We start from the raw sequence: 15,222 nt of genomic DNA on the forward strand, positions 1-15,222 counted from the left end.
CCCCCGCCAGCGTACGGCCGCTTCTGAGCGCTGTGGTGAGCTGAGCCGGTGACCGACGTGACCATCGCCCCCGCCGACGTCGCCGACGCCGGTGAGATCCTCACCGTGCAGCGCGCCGCGTACCTGGTGGAGGCGCAGCGCTACCGGGACGTGTTCCTGCCCCCGCTGACCGAGACGCTGGACGAGGTCCGGGCGGCGCTGGCCGGACCGGACGTGGTGCTCGCCGCGCGGCGCGGCCCCCGCCTGGTCGGCTCGGTACGCGCCCGCGTCGACGGCGACACCGCCCACGTGGGCCGCCTCTCGGTCGCGCCGGACCAGCAGGGCCGGGGCGTCGGCGGACGGCTGCTGGACGCGGTCGAGCAGGCCTGCGCGGGCCGGGTGACCCGGTTCGCGCTGTTCACCGGCGCGGACAGCGCGGCGAACCTGGCCCTGTACGCGCGGCGCGGCTACCGGGTGGTGGCGCACCGGCCGGACGAGAACGGCAACCGCCTCGCCGTGCTGGAGAAGACGGTCAGCCCTGCTCGCAGCGGCGCCTGAGTCCGTCCGCCTCCTGCCGCAGGTAGCGGCGCATCATCGACCCGGCGAACAAGCCGATCAGGCCGGCCAGCGGCCCGGTCTGCACCAGGGCCAGCTCGGCCCGGGTGCGCCCGTCGCCGAGCGCGACGAGGCGGTGCTCACCCCGGCTGCGCACGCCCGGGCTCGCGGACTCCCAGACGAACGAGTACGGCGGCTCGATCTCGGTGACCCGCCACACCGCCGGGGGCAGGCGCGGCTGCTCCAGCCGGGCGGTCGAACCGAGCACCAGCGGACCGGGTTCCAGCCGGCGGGCGGCGGTGACCGAGGGCGTCCACTCCGGCCAGCGCTCGACGTCGCTCTGCACCGCCCACACCCGGTCGACGTCGGCGGCGATCTCGACGGACTCGGTGAACCGCATCGGCGTTCCTCCCCCGTGGACGGTCCGCCCAGGCTACGCCCGCACTCCACCCGCCCGCCGTCCCGCGCGCGCCCCGCTCCGCCCTCGCCCCGCCCCCGCCTCCGCCCCGCCTCCGCCCCGCCTCGTCGATCTTGGACTTGTGGTGCCCAGGATGCCCGATTGACGAGCTTTATGAGGCGCCACAACTCCAAGATCGGAGCCTCGCCGGGGCGGCGGGTCAGGCCGCTTCGCGCAGGTCGGCCAGGGTGACCGGGGCGTAGCGCTTCAGCAGGCGTTCCAGCTCGGTGATCGAGCCGACCTCGCCGAGGACGTTCGCGCCGCCGCCGTGCTCGGCCGGATAGCGGTGCGCCAGCCGGTAGCGGTAGCGGCCACGGATCAGCTCGACGCTGACCCGCCAGCGCCCGCAGCATCCGCAGCTCCACTCCGGCACGCCGCGAAGGTAGCTCTGACCTGCGGTTTCACCATCCGGGCGGCGGTGACGAAGGCGACCGGTACGGGACACGCCGCCCGGCCACCCCGGGTGATCTGCCTCACCACTGTCGGTGGGGTCTGGTTGACTGGTCGCCGTGGACCTGCCGATCAACCCTCCGGTCGAGCCGATGCTGGCCAAGAGCGTGTCCGAGCTGCCCACCGATCCCGGCCTGACCTACGAGCCGAAGTGGGACGGCTTCCGCTGCATCGTGTTCCGCGACGGTGACGAGGTCGAGCTGGCCAGCCGGGGCGGCAAGTCGATGACGCGCTACTTCCCGGAGGTGGTCGAGCAGGCGCGCCGGCAGCTCCCGCCCCGGTGCGCCGTCGACGGCGAGCTGATCGTGATCCGCCGGGACGGGCCGGGCGGGCACCCCCGGCTCGACTTCGAGCTGCTGGCCCAGCGGATCCATCCGGCCGCCTCCCGGGTGAAGCTGCTGGCCGAGACCACCCCGGCCGACTTCGTCGCGTTCGACCTGCTGGCCATCGACGACGAGTTGCTCACCGGGCAGCCCTATCCGCGGCGCCGCGAGCGGCTGGAGCAGGCGTTGTCCGGGGTGCGGCCGCCGGTGCACGTGACCCAGGTGACCACCGACCCGGAGACGGCCCGCCGCTGGTTCGAGGTGTTCGAGGGCGCCGGCCTGGACGGGCTGATCGTCAAGCAGGCCGACCTGCCGTACGAGCCGGGCAAGCGGCTCATGTTCAAGGTCAAGCACGCGCGCACCATGGACGCGGTGGTGGCGGGCTTCCGCTGGCACAAGTCCGGCCCGGTGGTGGGCTCGCTGCTGCTGGGGCTCTACGACGACCAGGGCGTGCTGCACCACATCGGCGTCAGCTCCTCGTTCACCATGGCCCGCCGCAAGGAGCTGCTGGACGAGCTGGAGCCCTACCGCGAGGTGGGCGGCGAGCACCCGTGGGTGCACGGCGACCACGAGCGCGGCCAGCGCATCCCGGGCGGGGTGAGCCGGTGGACCGGCGGCAAGAACCTGGAGTGGGAGCCGCTGCGTCCCGAGCTGGTGGTCGAGGTGGCGTACGACGCGATGGAGGGCGACCGGCTGCGGCACACCGCCCGGTTCGTGCGCTGGCGCCCCGACCGTGATCCGCGCTCCTGCGACTACGGCCAGCTCGACCGCCCGATCCGCTACGACGTCGACGAGGTGCTGCGCGGCGATCCGGCGGCGACGGTCGGTGACGCGGCCGGCCGGGCGTAGCCTGGCGGTCGACACGATCATGGAAGGCGCCCACGTGACAGGCTTCCCCGACCGGACCCGCCGGTTCCGGCCCGCCCTCGCCGCGTTCGTCGCGGCGGTGGTGCTCACCGCCGGCTGCACGCTGCCGGCGTTCGCGCCGCGCGCCGAGAGCGAGGGCGAGGCCGCCCCGCCGGGCACCGCCCCACAGTGGCGGGCCTGCCCGGAGGTGCCGAACGAGCTGGTCGGCCGGGGTGCGGCGGACATGCGCTACGACTGCGCCCGCATCGCCGTGCCGCGTAACTGGGGCACCGGGGCAACCACCGGCGCGACCGCCGGGCCGGGCGCGGGAGAGACGTTCGAGATCGCGCTGATCCGGGCCCGTTCGACAAAGCAGCGCGACCGGATCGGGTCGCTGGTGGTCAACCCCGGCGGGCCGGGGGCCTCGGGCGTGGACACCGCCGTCTACCTGTCCTTCGGTCCGGCGTTCGGCGGGCTGCCGACGTCGGTCACCGACCGGTTCGACATCGTCGGCTTCGACCCGCGCGGGGTGGCCCGGTCCAGCCCGGTCAAGTGCATCTCCGACGCCGACCTGGACGCCAGCTTCGGCTACGACCCCGACCCGGAGAGCCAGTCGTCGTTCGACGGCTTCGTCGGCCTCAACCGGCGCATCGGCGAGCGGTGCGGCGCGAAGTACGGCGACCAGCTTCCGCTCTACGGCACCGAGCAGGCGGCCCGCGACATGGACGCGGTCCGGGCGGCGGTCGGCGACGACAAGCTGACGTACCTCGGCTACTCCTACGGCACGCTGCTCGGCGCCACCTACGCCCAGCTCTATCCGCAGCGTGTGCGCGCCCTGGTGCTCGACGGCGCGGTCGACCCGCAGCAGAAGCTGATCGCCGGGTCGGAGAGCCAGGCGAAGGGCTTCGAGCGGGCGTTCGACAACTTCTCCCGCTGGTGCGCGGCGAACGCCGGCCGCTGCCCGATCGCGCCGGACGCCCGGGGCGCGGTCACCGACGCGATCGCCAAGGCGAAGACCTCTCCGGTACGCGGGCAGGACGGCCGGGAGGCGACCTCCGGCTGGGTCTTCTACGCGGTGATCTCCTCGCTCTACACCGAGCAGGGCTGGCAGGAGCTGGCCCGGGCGATCGACGAGTTGCAGGGCGGTGACCCGGACGGCGTGTTCAAGCTGGCCGACTCGTACGCGGGCCGGGAGCCGGACGGGCACTACTCCAACCTGTTCGACGCGAACCTGGCGGTCAACTGCGCGGACGAGACCGAGAAGCCGACCCGGGAGCAGGTCCGCCAGTTGCAGTCGCAGTGGCGGCAGAAGTACCCGCTGTTCGGTCCCGCCCTCGCGGTGGGGATGCTCGGCTGCGTGGAGTGGCCCGGCGAGCGGGACCCGTATCCGACCGGCCGGGCGAACGGCGCGCCGCCGATCCTGGTGGTCGGCACCACAGGTGATCCGGCCACGCCGTACGAGCAGACGCCCGCGCTGGCCGCGATGCTGGGCGTGGGTCGGGTGCTCACCTGGGAGGGTGAGGGGCACACCGCGTACCCGCAGACGCCGTGCGTGACGTCGGCGGTCGACGCGTACCTGATCTCGCTCACCGTCCCCCGGGAGGGGCTGCGCTGCCCCGCCCGGTGACGGTCCGGCCGGCGGCCGGGAGCCGGACGCCGGCCGGTCGAACGTCGGCGGTCAGCCGGCGGCCGGGGGCGTCCAGTCCTGCGGCACGTGTCCGATCCGGACGCGCTGGGGGTGGTCGCCGACCGGGACGCTCGCGACCTTCTGCCCGGTCGCGAAGTTGATCGCGGTGACCTGGTCGGCGCCGGATTCGGAGATCACGCAGTCCCGGCCGTCCCCGCTGACCGTGGCCCAGTACGGCTTGTTCGCGGGCACCAGCGGCCCCTCGCGCAGCGTGGCCCGGTCGAGCACCGTGGCGTAGTCGTCCATGGTCCCGGCGACGCAGATCCGGGCGCCGTCGGGGCTCATCGACAGGCCGTGGTGCCGAGAGTCGTTGACCCAGGTGGTGCGGTCCTCGCTGGTGGCCGGGTTCTTCGGCAGCGTGGCGATGCGGGTGATCCGGTCGGTTGCCACGTCGTACTCGACCACGCCGTTGAAGAAGGACACCTGGAAGTAGAGCCGGCTGCCGTCGGGGGTGAACACGGCCGGGCGGACCGCGTCGGAGAGGTCGCGGCGGCCGGCGGCGTCGAGACGGTCCCGCATGTCGATGACCTTGACCACCTGGTACGTGCTGGTGTCGGCGACGGTGATCCGGCGGTCGCCCTTGGTCCAGTCGAGCCAGGGCGCGTCCAGGTCGGTGTTGACCTCGCCGATGGACATGTTCCACAGCCGGGTGCCGCCGTCGGTGTAGATGTTCTCGTGCGGCTTGTCGCCGGCGCCGAACGAGCCGAGCTGCGTTCCGGTGCGGATGTCCAGCACGTGCACGGTGTTGGAGGTGGAGGCGGAGACCGCGACGCGCGTGCCGTCGGGTGACACGGCCATGTGGTCGGAGCGGTAGCCGGAGACCGGGAACCGCCAGCGCAGCGCGCCGGTGGCCAGGTCGATCGAGACGACGTCGGCGAAGCTGGGCCGGGACACCACCACCGCGCTGCCGTCGGGGGTGGTGTACATGTCGTCGACGAACTGGTCGTGGCCCTCCCCCGGGCCCTGCCGGATGCCGAGGAAGTACGCCAGTTTGATCGGGTTGAGGTAGATCTCGCGCAGCCGCGCGGCGCGGTCCGGGATGACGTTGATCCGGCCGAGCTTGGCGTAGTCACCACGGGACCGGATGACGTCGGCGGTGCCGTCCCAGTTGTTGCCGACGAACATCACCTCCTGGAGCGGGACCGCGGCGGCGGCCGGCGCGGGCGCCGTCAGCAGCGGGGCCGGGGCGACGAGGGCGAGCGCGGCCAGCACGGCGAGCGCGGCGCGGCGGCGGGGTCGGGGCGGGCGGAGTGGCACGGGGGTCATGGACGCCTCCTGGCAGCCGGTACGACATCGACGTTTCTCAGTGGCGCGAACGGTGTTACCTTGCGGTAACAACCAGGAGAGCAACCGGCCGGCTACCGGGGCTAGGGACCGGACGCCAACGCCCGCGCGACCCGGTTGTGCCGCGACGACAACGGGAGGCGGCGTGACCCGGACCGGGAACGTCCCCACGTTCGGCACGCTGCTGCGCGACCTGTCCGCCGACCCGGCCGCCGTCGACGAGGTGGCGCGGGCGGCCCGCGTGAACTCCCCCGAGGTGGCCCGGCTGCCCGCCGACGAGGTACGCCGCCAGGTCGTCCTGCTGCTGACCAGTGGCCTCGGCGCGCTGGAACGCCACGAGGACCCGGCCGGACGGGACTTCGCCGAGGCACGCCGGCTGGGCGCGGACCGGGCCGCGCAGGGCGTCACGGTGGCCGGGCTGCTGCGCGGGGTGCAGGCCGGGCGGGACCGCGCGGTGGAGCTGGTGGTCCGGCACGGCCGGGCCGCCGGCATCCCGGACGAGGTGCTGCTGGAGGGGCTGCTCACCATCGGCCGGTACGCCGCGGCGGTGGAGCGGGCAGTGGTCGACGGGCATCGGGCCGCCGAACGGGACCTGCTCCGCACCGGCGCGGCGGCCCGGGCGCACCTGCTGCGGCGGCTGCTGCGCGACGGCCCGGCGGGCCTGCCACCGGCCGAGCTGACCCGGTTCGGGCTGCGGCCGGACGGGCGCTACCACTGCCTGGTCGCCGCGCCACCCGACCCGGTACGCGCGCACGCGCTGCACCGGCAGCTCATCCGGCACGGCGGGCTGCTCGGCACCGTCGACGACCGGCTCGCCGGGCTGCTCCCGCGACCGCCCGACGCCGTACCGGCCGACCTGCTGACGCTGGTGACGCCCGCACAGCCGCTGGCGCGGGCACCGGCCATGTACGCGCTCTGCCTGGCGGCGCTGGCCACGGCGGCGCACCGGCGGCTGCGCGGCCTGCGTCAGGTCACCGACCTGGCCGGGGAGACCGCGCTGGCCGCCCAGCCGGTCCTGGCCGAGCTGCTGCGCGGCACGCTGCTCGGCGCGCTCGACCCGGCCGACGACTTCCACCGGGACCTCGCCGGCACCGCGCTCGCCTGGCTGCACCACGGCCAGCGGCTGGACCAGACCGCCGCCGCGCTGCACGTACACCCGAACACGGTGCGCTACCGGCTGCGGCGGCTGCGGGAGCTGACCGGCGGGCCGCCGGTCGAGGAGGGAGCGCGGTGCACGGTGCCGGAGACCGTGCACTGGTGGTGGGCGTTGCGCAGCTGGCTGGACGGCGGCTGACCCCGGACGGCGCAACCGGACGCCGCGCCCCGGCGACGCGGCCGGACGAGCGACACGACCGGACGACCCGTCCGGACGCCGCCCGGGCCACGCCGGCGCACGGCACTGTGCCAGGCTGGCCGGATGACCGAGGTGATCTTCCGGGAGGCGGTCCGCGCCGACCTGCCGGCCGTGCTCGCGCTGCTCGCCGACGACGTGCTGGGGCGTACCCGTGACCTGCCCGAGGTGGACGCGGCGTACGAGCGGGCCTTCGCCGACCTCGACGCCGATCCGCGCAACGAGCTGATCGTCGCCGACGACGGCGGGGAGCTGGTCGGCTGCTTCCAGCTCACCTACATCCCCGGGCTGGGCCGGCACGGCGCCGAGCGGTGCCTGATCGAGTCGGTGCGGGTCCGCTCCGACCGGCGCGGCCGTGGGCTGGGCGGGACGATGATGCGCTGGGCGATCGACCGGGCCCGGGAGCGCGGCTGCGCGCTGGTGCAGCTCACCACCGACAAGCAGCGCGCCGACGCGCACCGGTTCTACCGCGACCTGGGCTTCGTGGCCAGCCACGAGGGCATGAAGCTGGCGCTCTGACCGGGCCGCGACCGCCGCGACCCGGCACCGGGCCGCCACCCGAAGGCGCGCGGCCCGGTCACCCGGGTCAGTCCTCCGGCGCCAGCCGGCCGTCGCGCAGCGTCAGCGTCCGGTCGGCCATCTCGATCAGCGCCGGATCGTGCGTGGCCACGAGCGCGGTCATCCCCCGCGCGTGCACCACCGCGCGGAGCAGGTCCATGATCGAGCGGCCGGTCTCGGAGTCGAGCTGGCCGGTCGGCTCGTCGGCGATCAGCAGGTCCGGCTCGTTCGCCAGCGCCCGGGCCACCGCCACCCGCTGCTGCTGCCCGCCGGACAGCTCGTACGGGCGCTGCGCCGCGTGCCCGCCCAGCCCGACCAGCTCCAGCAGCACCGCCACCCGCTGCTCCCGCTCGGCCGCCGGCACCTTGGCCAGCCGCAGCGGCACCCCCACGTTCTCCGCCGCGGACAGGATCGGCACCAGGCCGAACGTCTGGAACACGAACCCGATCGTGCCCCGCCGCAACGCCAGCAGCTCCCGCTCGCCCGCGGCGGTGACCTCGTGCCCGGCCACCCGGATCAGGCCGGCGTCCGGGCGGTCCAGGCCGCCGACCAGGTTCAGCAGCGTGGTCTTGCCGGCGCCGGAGCGGCCCCGCACCGCCACCAGCTCGCCGCGCCGCGCGGTGAACGAGACGTCCCGTACGGCGTGCACGGCGTGCTCCCCCTTGCCGAAGGTGCGGCTCACCCCCTCGACCCGGACCACGTCCTCGACTGCCGTCCCCGGCACCGCCGGCAGCACCACTGTCTGGTCGGTCATCACTCACTCTCCTCGGCGTGCGTCCGGTCACCGGGGCGCACCTCGACGTGATCGGGTTCCAGATTGAGGCGGACCCGGTCACGCAGCGACAACGCCTCCACGAACTGCGCCGGCAGCTGCATCCGGCCGGTGCGGTCCAGCACCGCGTACTCCTCGCTGACCATCTCGGTGCCGCCGTCGGCGGTGACGCGCGCGGTCCGGCGTACCTCGGAGGCGGTCCGGCCGTCGCGGATCGCGACGGTACGGCGGACCTGGCCGGCCACGGCGTGGTCGTGGGTGACCACCACGATGGTGACCCCCAGCTCGGCGTTGATGGTGCGCAGCGCGGCGAACACCTCCGCGCCGGTGGCCTCGTCCAGCTCACCCGTGGGTTCGTCGGCGAAGAGGATCTCCGGGTCGTTCGCGACCGCCACGGCGACCGCGCAGCGCTGCTGCTCGCCGCCGCTCATCTGGCCCGGACGGCGGTCCGCGCAGTAGCCGACGCCGACCATGTCCAGCAGCTCGCGGGCCCGTTCCCGCCGCTTGCGCCGCCCGCCGGCCCGCCCGGCCAGCTTCATCGGCAGCTCCACGTTCTCCAACGCGGTCAGGTACGGCAGCAGGTTGCGGCCGGTCTGCTGCCAGATGAAGCCGACCACCTCCCGCCGGTACGCCAGCCGCCGCTTGTTCGACAGCGACAGCAGGTCGTAGTCGGCGACCCGGGCGATGCCGGCGGTCGGGGTGTCCAGGCCGGACAGGATGTTCAGCAGGGTCGACTTGCCGGAGCCGGAGGCCCCGACGATCGCGACCAGCTCACCCCGGTCGATGACCAGGTCGAGGCCCTGCAGGGCGACGACCTCGACGCCCTCGGTCTTGAAGATGCGTACCAGGCCGTCGCAGACGATGTGCCCGCGCAGCCGGTCCCGCCCTCCGGCCCGTTGCGCGGCCCGTTCGGCCGCGCGTTGCTGCAGGGACGCCAGGTCCGGTACGGACGTCTCGGCGGTCGCGGTCATCTCAGCTCTCCTCTCCGAGCCGCAGCACCTCGCCGAGGCGCATCCGGCGGTTGTTCACGGCCTCCACGGTGATCGCGAAGCCGAGGGCCAGCATGGCCAGGACCGACACCCCGGCGACCAGGCCGGGTTCGAACTGCGGGCGTACGTCCACGCCGCCGGTGAAGGCGGGCAGCCCGAGCACCGGCGTGAGCAGCAACGGCAGCAACGCGCCGACCACCGCCCCGGTGAGCACCGACACCAGCACCAGCGGGGTCAGCTCGACCATCAGCATGCCGCGCCACTGCCGGCGGGACAGGCCCATGGTGCGCAGCCGGGACAGCACCTGCCCGCGCGAGCGGGCCCCGGCGAGCACCGCGAGCGCGAGCCCGAGCAGCCCCAGCACGGCGCCGCCCCCGGCACCGAGCGCGAAACCGAACACCAGCAGGCCGTTCACGCCGGTGCCGCCCAGGTCCGCGCGGACGGCCGAACGGGTGGTGACCTCCGGCGCGCGGGCCTTGTCCCCGGTGCCGACCCCGCCGATGCGCAGGTAGCGGTTCTGCCCCTCACGCGCGACCCGGTCCACCTCGGCGGCGTCCACGCCCGCGCCGGCCAGCACGAACCCGGTGGGCGCGAGCTGGTGCGGCGCGTCCGCCGGCAACGCCGGCCACGGCAGCACCACGAACCGCGCCACGCCGTCGCCGACGAGCGCGAACTCGTCGACAGTGGCGGCGGTGCGCACCGGCAGCCGGTTGCCCTGCACGTCCAGCCAGGCGGGCCGGTCCCCCTGGGCGTCGGCGAGCCCGGCGTCGGCCAGCTCGTCGGCGACCGCCGGGGACACCAGCGCCGGCAGCGGCGTGCTCCCGTCGGCGCGGGCCCGCACCGGGTCGGGCACGCTCACCGGTACGCCTGCCGCACTGGCCACCTCGGCGAACCGCTCGCCGTCCACGAGCACCACGCGCAGCTCGGTGACCGGCGCGGGGCGTCCGGCGCGGTCGGCGTACGGCCGCTCGGCCGGCACCGTGAGCAGCGGCGCGACAGCGCGTACCCCGGGCAGCTCAGCCAGTTTCCCGGCGGTGTCCGGCGCGAAGCGCTCCCCGCGTACCAGCAGGTCACCCGGCACGGCCTGGGCGGCGGCGGTGTCCCGGCCGCTCTCGATGCCGGTCGCCACCACGCCGCAGAACGCGGCGGTGGCGACGGCCAGCACCACCACGACCAGCGGCCCGGTGCTCGCGGCCCGGCCCGCGCGGGCGGCGCCGAGGAACGCGACGCTGCCGCGCGCCCGGGCCGCGACGCGGCTGAGCAGCCGCAAGGGCCAGGGGTACGCGCGCAGCGCCACCAGCGCCGCCGCGATCGCCAGCAGCACCGGCACGGACACCAGCAGCGGATCCACCGAACCGGCGGTGAGCCCGCGGCGGCGCAGCAGGAACGCGCCGAGCACGGCCAGCCCGAGCACCGCCACCTCGACGGTGAGCCGGACGGCGGGCGACCGGCCGCCGAGGTCGGAGCGGCCACCGGCGCGTCGGCCGACCGCAAGCGCGGCGAGTGGCGGCAGCAGCGTGGCCAGCAGCCCGGCGATCAGCACCCAGAGCCACGGCGACCCGGCGCCGGGCAGCAACCCGCCGAGCAGCCAGCCGATCCCGGCCGCGGCCGGCAGCACCAGCAGCGACTCGGCCAGACCGCGGCGCAGCACGTCACCGGTCGAGCCACCGCGGGCCCGGATCAGGTGGAACTCGGCGCGGCGTCGGTTCGCGGCCAGCCGGGCGGCCAGCAGCGTCAGCCCGGCCAGCGTGGCGAGCAGCCCGGCGGCGATGACCGCGAGCAGGGTACGCGCGGCGGCGAGCGAGTCGGCGAAGCGCCGCAGCGGGATGTCCACGCCCTGGCTGAGGGTCACCTTGACCTCGGTGGGCAGGGCCCGGTCCAGCCCGTCGACGCCGGCGATCAGCGCGTCGAGGCGGCCCGGTTCGAGCCGATCCGGTGCGATCCGGTACCGCCAGCCGAAGGCCACCGGCCATTCCCCGGCGGTGATCGAGTTCAGACCCGCGTCGGCGGTGTACGCGACGCCCACGAACGGTTGGCCGTCGCCTTCCGGCGGGCTGAGCTTCAGCATCGACGGCAGCGTGTCCCAGACACCGCCGGCCGGGTCGTTCGGCCGCCACACGCCGACCAGGTCGACCGGGCGGGAGTTGAGCACGTTGTTGTCGGCGTCCAGCAGCGAGAGACGGAACCGGTCGCCGGCCGCGACGCCCAGCGTGGTGGCGATCGTCTCGGCGAGCGTCACCTCGATCGCGCCGGCCGGGGTGACGCCGCGTTCCGGCCACCGCCCGTCGACCAGGGTGGCCGCCTCCCGGATGCCGGTGCCGGCGCGCAGGTGCAGGTCGATCAGCCCCTTGTCGTCGCTGAGCGTCGGACCGCGCAGTCGCCCCGGGACGGTCTGCGCCGCGAACCAGCGCTCGCCGATCGTGTCGCGCACCTCGGCGGGCATCTTCTCCTCGATCGCCGCGAGCAGGGTCCCCCGGCTGGCGGCGACGGGCTGCTCCGAGGCGGGCACGACGTCCGGCGCGGTGCTGTACGTGAGGTCCCGGCGGGCCACCGGCTGACCGGCCACGTACTCGGTGAGCCCCTGCCCGGTCAGCCGGTCGGCGACCCGGGGCACGCCCGTGATCAACAGCGCGGTCACCAGGGTCAGGACGGCGAGCAGCAGGAACTGCCCCCCGTATGCGCGGACCCGGCGCGCGGCACCAGGAAGGCTCATCGTTCTCCTCCGATCCGGAGCTGCGCGGCGGCGACCCGCTGGCGGATGCCGGTGGTGATGACGGCGGCGAAGGCGAGCGCGGCGAGCAGCAGCCCGGCGGCGGTCGCCCCGATCGGCACCCAGGGCACTGTGAAGACCGCCTCGGGCACCGGCCGGCCGGCGGCCGGGGTGAGGATCACAAGCGGCACCATGGTGGCCGCGACGAGGGCGCCGACCAGCAGCCCGACGCCGACTCCGATCGCGGCCAGGAAACCCTGCTCGGCGAGGTAGGCGCGGGCCAGCAGCCGGGTGTTCGCGCCGAGCGTGTTGAACACGGCCAGTTCGGTGAGCCGCCGCCGGGTGGTGGCCCACACGTCGACCGCCAGGCCGACCAGCGCCAGCAGCACCGACCCGAGCGCGGCGGCGAGCAGCCCGGTGCGGGCGCCCTGCCAGTACGGGTCCCCCGCGGCCTCCTCCGCCACGCGCTGCCGGTCCAGCAGCACCGTGCCGCCGACAGCGGCGAGGGCCTCGGTCGCGGCGGCGTGCCCACCCGGCGTGGTACGCAGCCACCACTCGGCCACCGGCCGTATGCCTCCGCTGCGTTCCAGCAACTGGGTACCGGCGGTGGGCAGGTCCAGCAGCACGCCGTCGCCAGCGGTGCCGGGGATCGCGGCGACCTGGCCGACCACCGTGGCCTCGATCGTCACCTCGGAGACCGACAGCTTGACGGTGTCACCGGTCTGCACGCTCAGCGCGGCGGCGACCCCCGGTGTGATCAGCACCGGCACCGGCGGGTCCTCGGCCATGGGCACCACGGCGAACCGGGACGACGGCACCCGGGCAAACTGCAACAGCCCCGCGGGCACGTCGAAGCCCTGCGTCGCGTCCACCTCGGTGGGGGTGGCCCGGGCGTCCCGGCGCGGCCCGCTGCCCGGGTCGATCACCCGCCACGCCCCCTCCACCGGCAACGGCAGCGCCGCGCCGCCGCCGTCGGTGAGCCGCAGGTCGCTGAGCAGCAGCCGGTACGAGTTGCCGGTGGCGTCACCGCCGTCGGCCTCGAAACCGGCCAGCCGCAGCGGGGCGCCGCCGGTGTCGGGCAGCGGCACGGAGAAGCGCACCGGCCGTCCCTCGCCGCCGGCCTCGGCCAGCCGGACCCGCCACGTGGCCCCGGCGTCGGTGGCGAACAGCGCGGTCACGGCGACGCGCGGCCGGTCGTACATGCTCTCCACCGGGGTGCGGACAATGCCGGAGAACGTCTTCGCCCCGGCCGGCAGGACACCGCCGACCGGCGCGCCCCGGCCGCGCGCGAGCCGGTCCAGCAGGGCACCGGTGGACGCCCCGCCGTCGGCGTCGTCGAGCCGGATCATCCCCTTCGCGGCGGCGGCGTCCAGGGCCACCACCGTCGCCGGCCGGGCCTCGCGGCCCAGGCGCACGTCGTCACGCCAGGCGGGCAGCACCCGGTCGATCCCGGGCACCGCGGCCAGCTGGGCGGCCCGGTCGGCCGGGGCGGTGCCGTCCCGTTCGGTCAGCCGCAGGTCCGTGCCGACGGTGTGCTGCGACTGGTCGCGCTGCGAGCGTTCCCAGGAGGCGACGAGCGACCACGCGAGCGTGCTGCCGCCGACGGCGAGCGCGAGCAGCAGCACCGGGCCGGCGTGCGGGCGGCGACCCGCCTGCCACATGCCGAACATGGTGGCGTTCCACGGCCGGCGGTCGACGAAACGTTCCGCGAGCCGGGTGGTCGGCGGCAGCAGCCGCAGCGCGATCACCGCGCCGGCCAGCACGCCGATCGTGGGCGCGGCGGCCAGCAGCGGGTCGATGCCGAGGTTGCCGTTCGCGCCGGCGAGCGGCGAGGAGTACTGCCGCAGCTGGGTCCACGCGAGCACAGCGAGCGCCACCAGCACCACGTCCACGCTGGCGCGCTGCACGGCGGCGCTGCGGGACGGGCGGGACCGGGCCGCCATGTCGGCGACGTAGGTGCCGGCCCGGCGCAACGCCGGCAGCACCATGGCGAGCAGGCAGCCGACCGCCGCGCCCACCGCGACCACCCAGACCCGGGCCAGATCGCCGTCGGCCAGCCGCAGGTCCGCGCCGAGATACCGGACCGCCTGCCCGGTCAGCGCCGGAGCCAGCAGCAGCGCCGGCGCCACCACGAGCGTGGCCTCGCGTACGGCGAATCCGGCGATCTGCCGACGCGCGGCGCCCCGGGCCCGCAGCAGCGCGGTCTGCGCCCGCCGGTCCTCGTTGAGCAGCGCGGCCACCAGCACCAGCGCGTACCCGCCGAGCACGACGATCAGCAGCAGCGGGGTGAGCAGCGCGGAGCGGCCCACCAGGTCGGCCCGGCCGAGCCGGTCCACCAGCCGGTCCAGGTGGCTGACCTGCTGCGTCGAGGAGCCCAGGCCGGTGGCCTCGGGCAGCTTCTCGGTGATCTCGTTCAGCGCTGTGGTCACGGCCGGCAACCGGGCCGGCTCGACGGCCACCAGGTCGGGGTCCACCAGCCAGGCCGCCGAGGTCGAGCCGGGGAAGGTACGGGCGAAGTCGGCCGGGTCGAGCGCGAACGGCCCGTACGAGGTGACCTCCGCGTCGCCCTGGCTCTCCCCCACCCCCGGGGCGAGCCGCCAGTACGCCTCGGCCGCGTCCCGGGGCCGCCACGTGCCGGCCACCACCACCGTGCTGGCCCGCTCCGCGCCCCGGTCGTACAGCGGCACCCGCTCGCCGACCTCCAGGCCCAGTTGCGCGGCCACCTTCTCCGGCAGCGTCACCTGCAGCGGGTTGCTGCCGGGCACCGGCCACGCCCCGGCGGTCAGCTCGGCGTGCGCGGGCAGGTCGTCGAGCGTGGCCAGGTTGGCGAACATCGGGTCGTCGTCGGTGCGGGCGGCGCCCACGTCACCGGTCAGCTCCCGCCCGGTGCCGGAGCGGATCCCGGCCACCGTGACCGGCGCCCCGCCCAGCCCGTTCGCGAACTGTGCCCGTACCGCCCGGTCCCGCTCCGCGTACGCGGCGGCGTCCGCCCCGCCGGAGCCGCTGATCAGCAGGCTGCGCTCCTCCGCCGGGGCGGCGTCGAGCACCGCCCGGGCGCCCGCGTCCACCGCCCGGCGGTTGTAGTCGGAGAGCCCGGTGACCAAAGCGACCGCGACGAGTGCCGCGACAGCGGCGGCGAGCAGCAGCCCACGGGCCTCTACCGCCCGCCTCCACACCAGCTTCATCCGACGTCCTCTCCTGGCCCCGGCGGGCCGATGCCGAGAGAGAGCAGTGACACCCACGAAAAGGTTCGCGCCCGTT

Annotated in this window: 12 protein-coding genes; 5 read left to right on the top strand and 7 right to left on the bottom strand. The window is 75.4% G+C overall.

What is annotated here, in order from left to right:
- Positions 1–48 precede the first annotated feature (48 nt).
- Entirely contained in the window at positions 49–537 is a 489-nt protein-coding gene (locus tag KBX43_RS20920; protein WP_043325626.1) for a GNAT family N-acetyltransferase, read from the top strand.
- Here the strand turns inward: KBX43_RS20920 and KBX43_RS20925 are convergent.
- Both KBX43_RS20925 and KBX43_RS20930 read right to left on the bottom strand, forming a co-directional pair.
- A complete protein-coding gene (locus tag KBX43_RS20925; protein WP_210886759.1) occupies positions 512–934 on the bottom strand; it encodes an SRPBCC family protein in 423 nt (140 codons plus the stop codon). The two genes, KBX43_RS20920 and KBX43_RS20925, sit on opposite strands and share 26 nt — an antisense overlap.
- Positions 935–1,151: 217 nt before the next feature.
- Entirely contained in the window at positions 1,152–1,364 is a 213-nt protein-coding gene (locus KBX43_RS20930; protein WP_043325629.1) for a hypothetical protein, read from the bottom strand.
- 136 nt (positions 1,365–1,500) lie between these two features.
- On the opposite strand from KBX43_RS20930, the gene KBX43_RS20935 reads away from it, so the two are divergent.
- Positions 1,501–2,613 (top strand): ATP-dependent DNA ligase, encoded by a 1,113-nt coding sequence (locus KBX43_RS20935; RefSeq protein ID WP_209960520.1) that lies wholly within the window; start codon positions 1,501–1,503, stop codon positions 2,611–2,613.
- Positions 2,614–2,632: 19 nt separating this feature from the next.
- The gene (locus KBX43_RS20940; RefSeq protein WP_209960518.1) at positions 2,633–4,237 is read left to right on the top strand and encodes an alpha/beta hydrolase; all 1,605 of its coding nucleotides are present in this window, start codon (positions 2,633–2,635) and stop codon (positions 4,235–4,237) included.
- A 51-nt stretch (positions 4,238–4,288) separates the two neighbouring features.
- Here KBX43_RS20940 and KBX43_RS20945 read toward each other — a convergent pair whose 3' ends face one another.
- Positions 4,289–5,563, bottom strand: a complete 1,275-nt coding sequence (locus KBX43_RS20945; RefSeq protein ID WP_113971723.1) for a YncE family protein — start codon at positions 5,561–5,563, stop codon at positions 4,289–4,291.
- Between the two features lie 163 nt (positions 5,564–5,726).
- On the opposite strand from KBX43_RS20945, the gene KBX43_RS20950 reads away from it, so the two are divergent.
- Both KBX43_RS20950 and KBX43_RS20955 read left to right on the top strand, forming a co-directional pair.
- Positions 5,727–6,875, top strand: a complete 1,149-nt coding sequence (locus tag KBX43_RS20950) for a helix-turn-helix domain-containing protein (RefSeq protein WP_064447170.1) — start codon at positions 5,727–5,729, stop codon at positions 6,873–6,875.
- Between the two features lie 123 nt (positions 6,876–6,998).
- Entirely contained in the window at positions 6,999–7,451 is a 453-nt protein-coding gene (locus KBX43_RS20955; RefSeq protein WP_069089391.1) for a GNAT family N-acetyltransferase, read from the top strand.
- A gap of 67 nt (positions 7,452–7,518) precedes the next feature.
- On the opposite strand, the gene KBX43_RS20960 is transcribed toward KBX43_RS20955, so the two are convergent.
- Genes KBX43_RS20960 through KBX43_RS20975 form a run of 4 tightly spaced genes read right to left on the bottom strand, consistent with a single transcriptional unit; the run spans position 7,519 to position 15,146 of the window.
- The gene (locus KBX43_RS20960; RefSeq protein WP_030503025.1) at positions 7,519–8,244 is read right to left on the bottom strand and encodes an ABC transporter ATP-binding protein; all 726 of its coding nucleotides are present in this window, start codon (positions 8,242–8,244) and stop codon (positions 7,519–7,521) included.
- Positions 8,244–9,233, bottom strand: a complete 990-nt coding sequence (locus KBX43_RS20965) for an ABC transporter ATP-binding protein (RefSeq protein WP_064447169.1) — start codon at positions 9,231–9,233, stop codon at positions 8,244–8,246. Before KBX43_RS20965 ends, KBX43_RS20960 begins: the two co-directional genes overlap by 1 nt.
- 1 nt (position 9,234) lies before the next feature.
- Positions 9,235–11,964: an FtsX-like permease family protein gene (locus KBX43_RS20970; RefSeq protein ID WP_209960516.1), complete on the bottom strand. Its 2,730-nt coding sequence runs from the start codon at positions 11,962–11,964 to the stop codon at positions 9,235–9,237.
- The gene (locus tag KBX43_RS20975; protein WP_209960513.1) at positions 11,961–15,146 is read right to left on the bottom strand and encodes an FtsX-like permease family protein; all 3,186 of its coding nucleotides are present in this window, start codon (positions 15,144–15,146) and stop codon (positions 11,961–11,963) included. The genes KBX43_RS20970 and KBX43_RS20975 overlap by 4 nt, the downstream gene beginning before the upstream one ends.
- Between the last annotated feature and the right edge of the window lie 76 nt (positions 15,147–15,222).

This window comes from Micromonospora sp. C41 (assembly GCF_018070485.1).
Taxonomy (GTDB): domain Bacteria; phylum Actinomycetota; class Actinomycetes; order Mycobacteriales; family Micromonosporaceae; genus Micromonospora; species Micromonospora chalcea.

Bases quoted from the DNA above. Each gene is read 5' to 3' on its own strand.
- KBX43_RS20945 (WP_113971723.1), bottom strand. From the start codon at position 5,563: ATGACCCCCGTGCCACTCCGCCCGCCCCGACCCCGCCGCCGCGCCGCG.
- KBX43_RS20955 (WP_069089391.1), top strand. From the start codon at position 6,999: ATGACCGAGGTGATCTTCCGGGAGGCGGTCCGCGCCGACCTGCCGGCC.
- KBX43_RS20960 (WP_030503025.1), bottom strand. From the start codon at position 8,244: ATGACCGACCAGACAGTGGTGCTGCCGGCGGTGCCGGGGACGGCAGTC.
- KBX43_RS20975 (WP_209960513.1), bottom strand. From the start codon at position 15,146: ATGAAGCTGGTGTGGAGGCGGGCGGTAGAGGCCCGTGGGCTGCTGCTC.
- KBX43_RS20940 (WP_209960518.1), top strand. From the start codon at position 2,633: ATGGAAGGCGCCCACGTGACAGGCTTCCCCGACCGGACCCGCCGGTTC.
- KBX43_RS20970 (WP_209960516.1), bottom strand. From the start codon at position 11,964: ATGAGCCTTCCTGGTGCCGCGCGCCGGGTCCGCGCATACGGGGGGCAG.
- KBX43_RS20965 (WP_064447169.1), bottom strand. From the start codon at position 9,233: ATGACCGCGACCGCCGAGACGTCCGTACCGGACCTGGCGTCCCTGCAG.
- KBX43_RS20925 (WP_210886759.1), bottom strand. From the start codon at position 934: ATGCGGTTCACCGAGTCCGTCGAGATCGCCGCCGACGTCGACCGGGTG.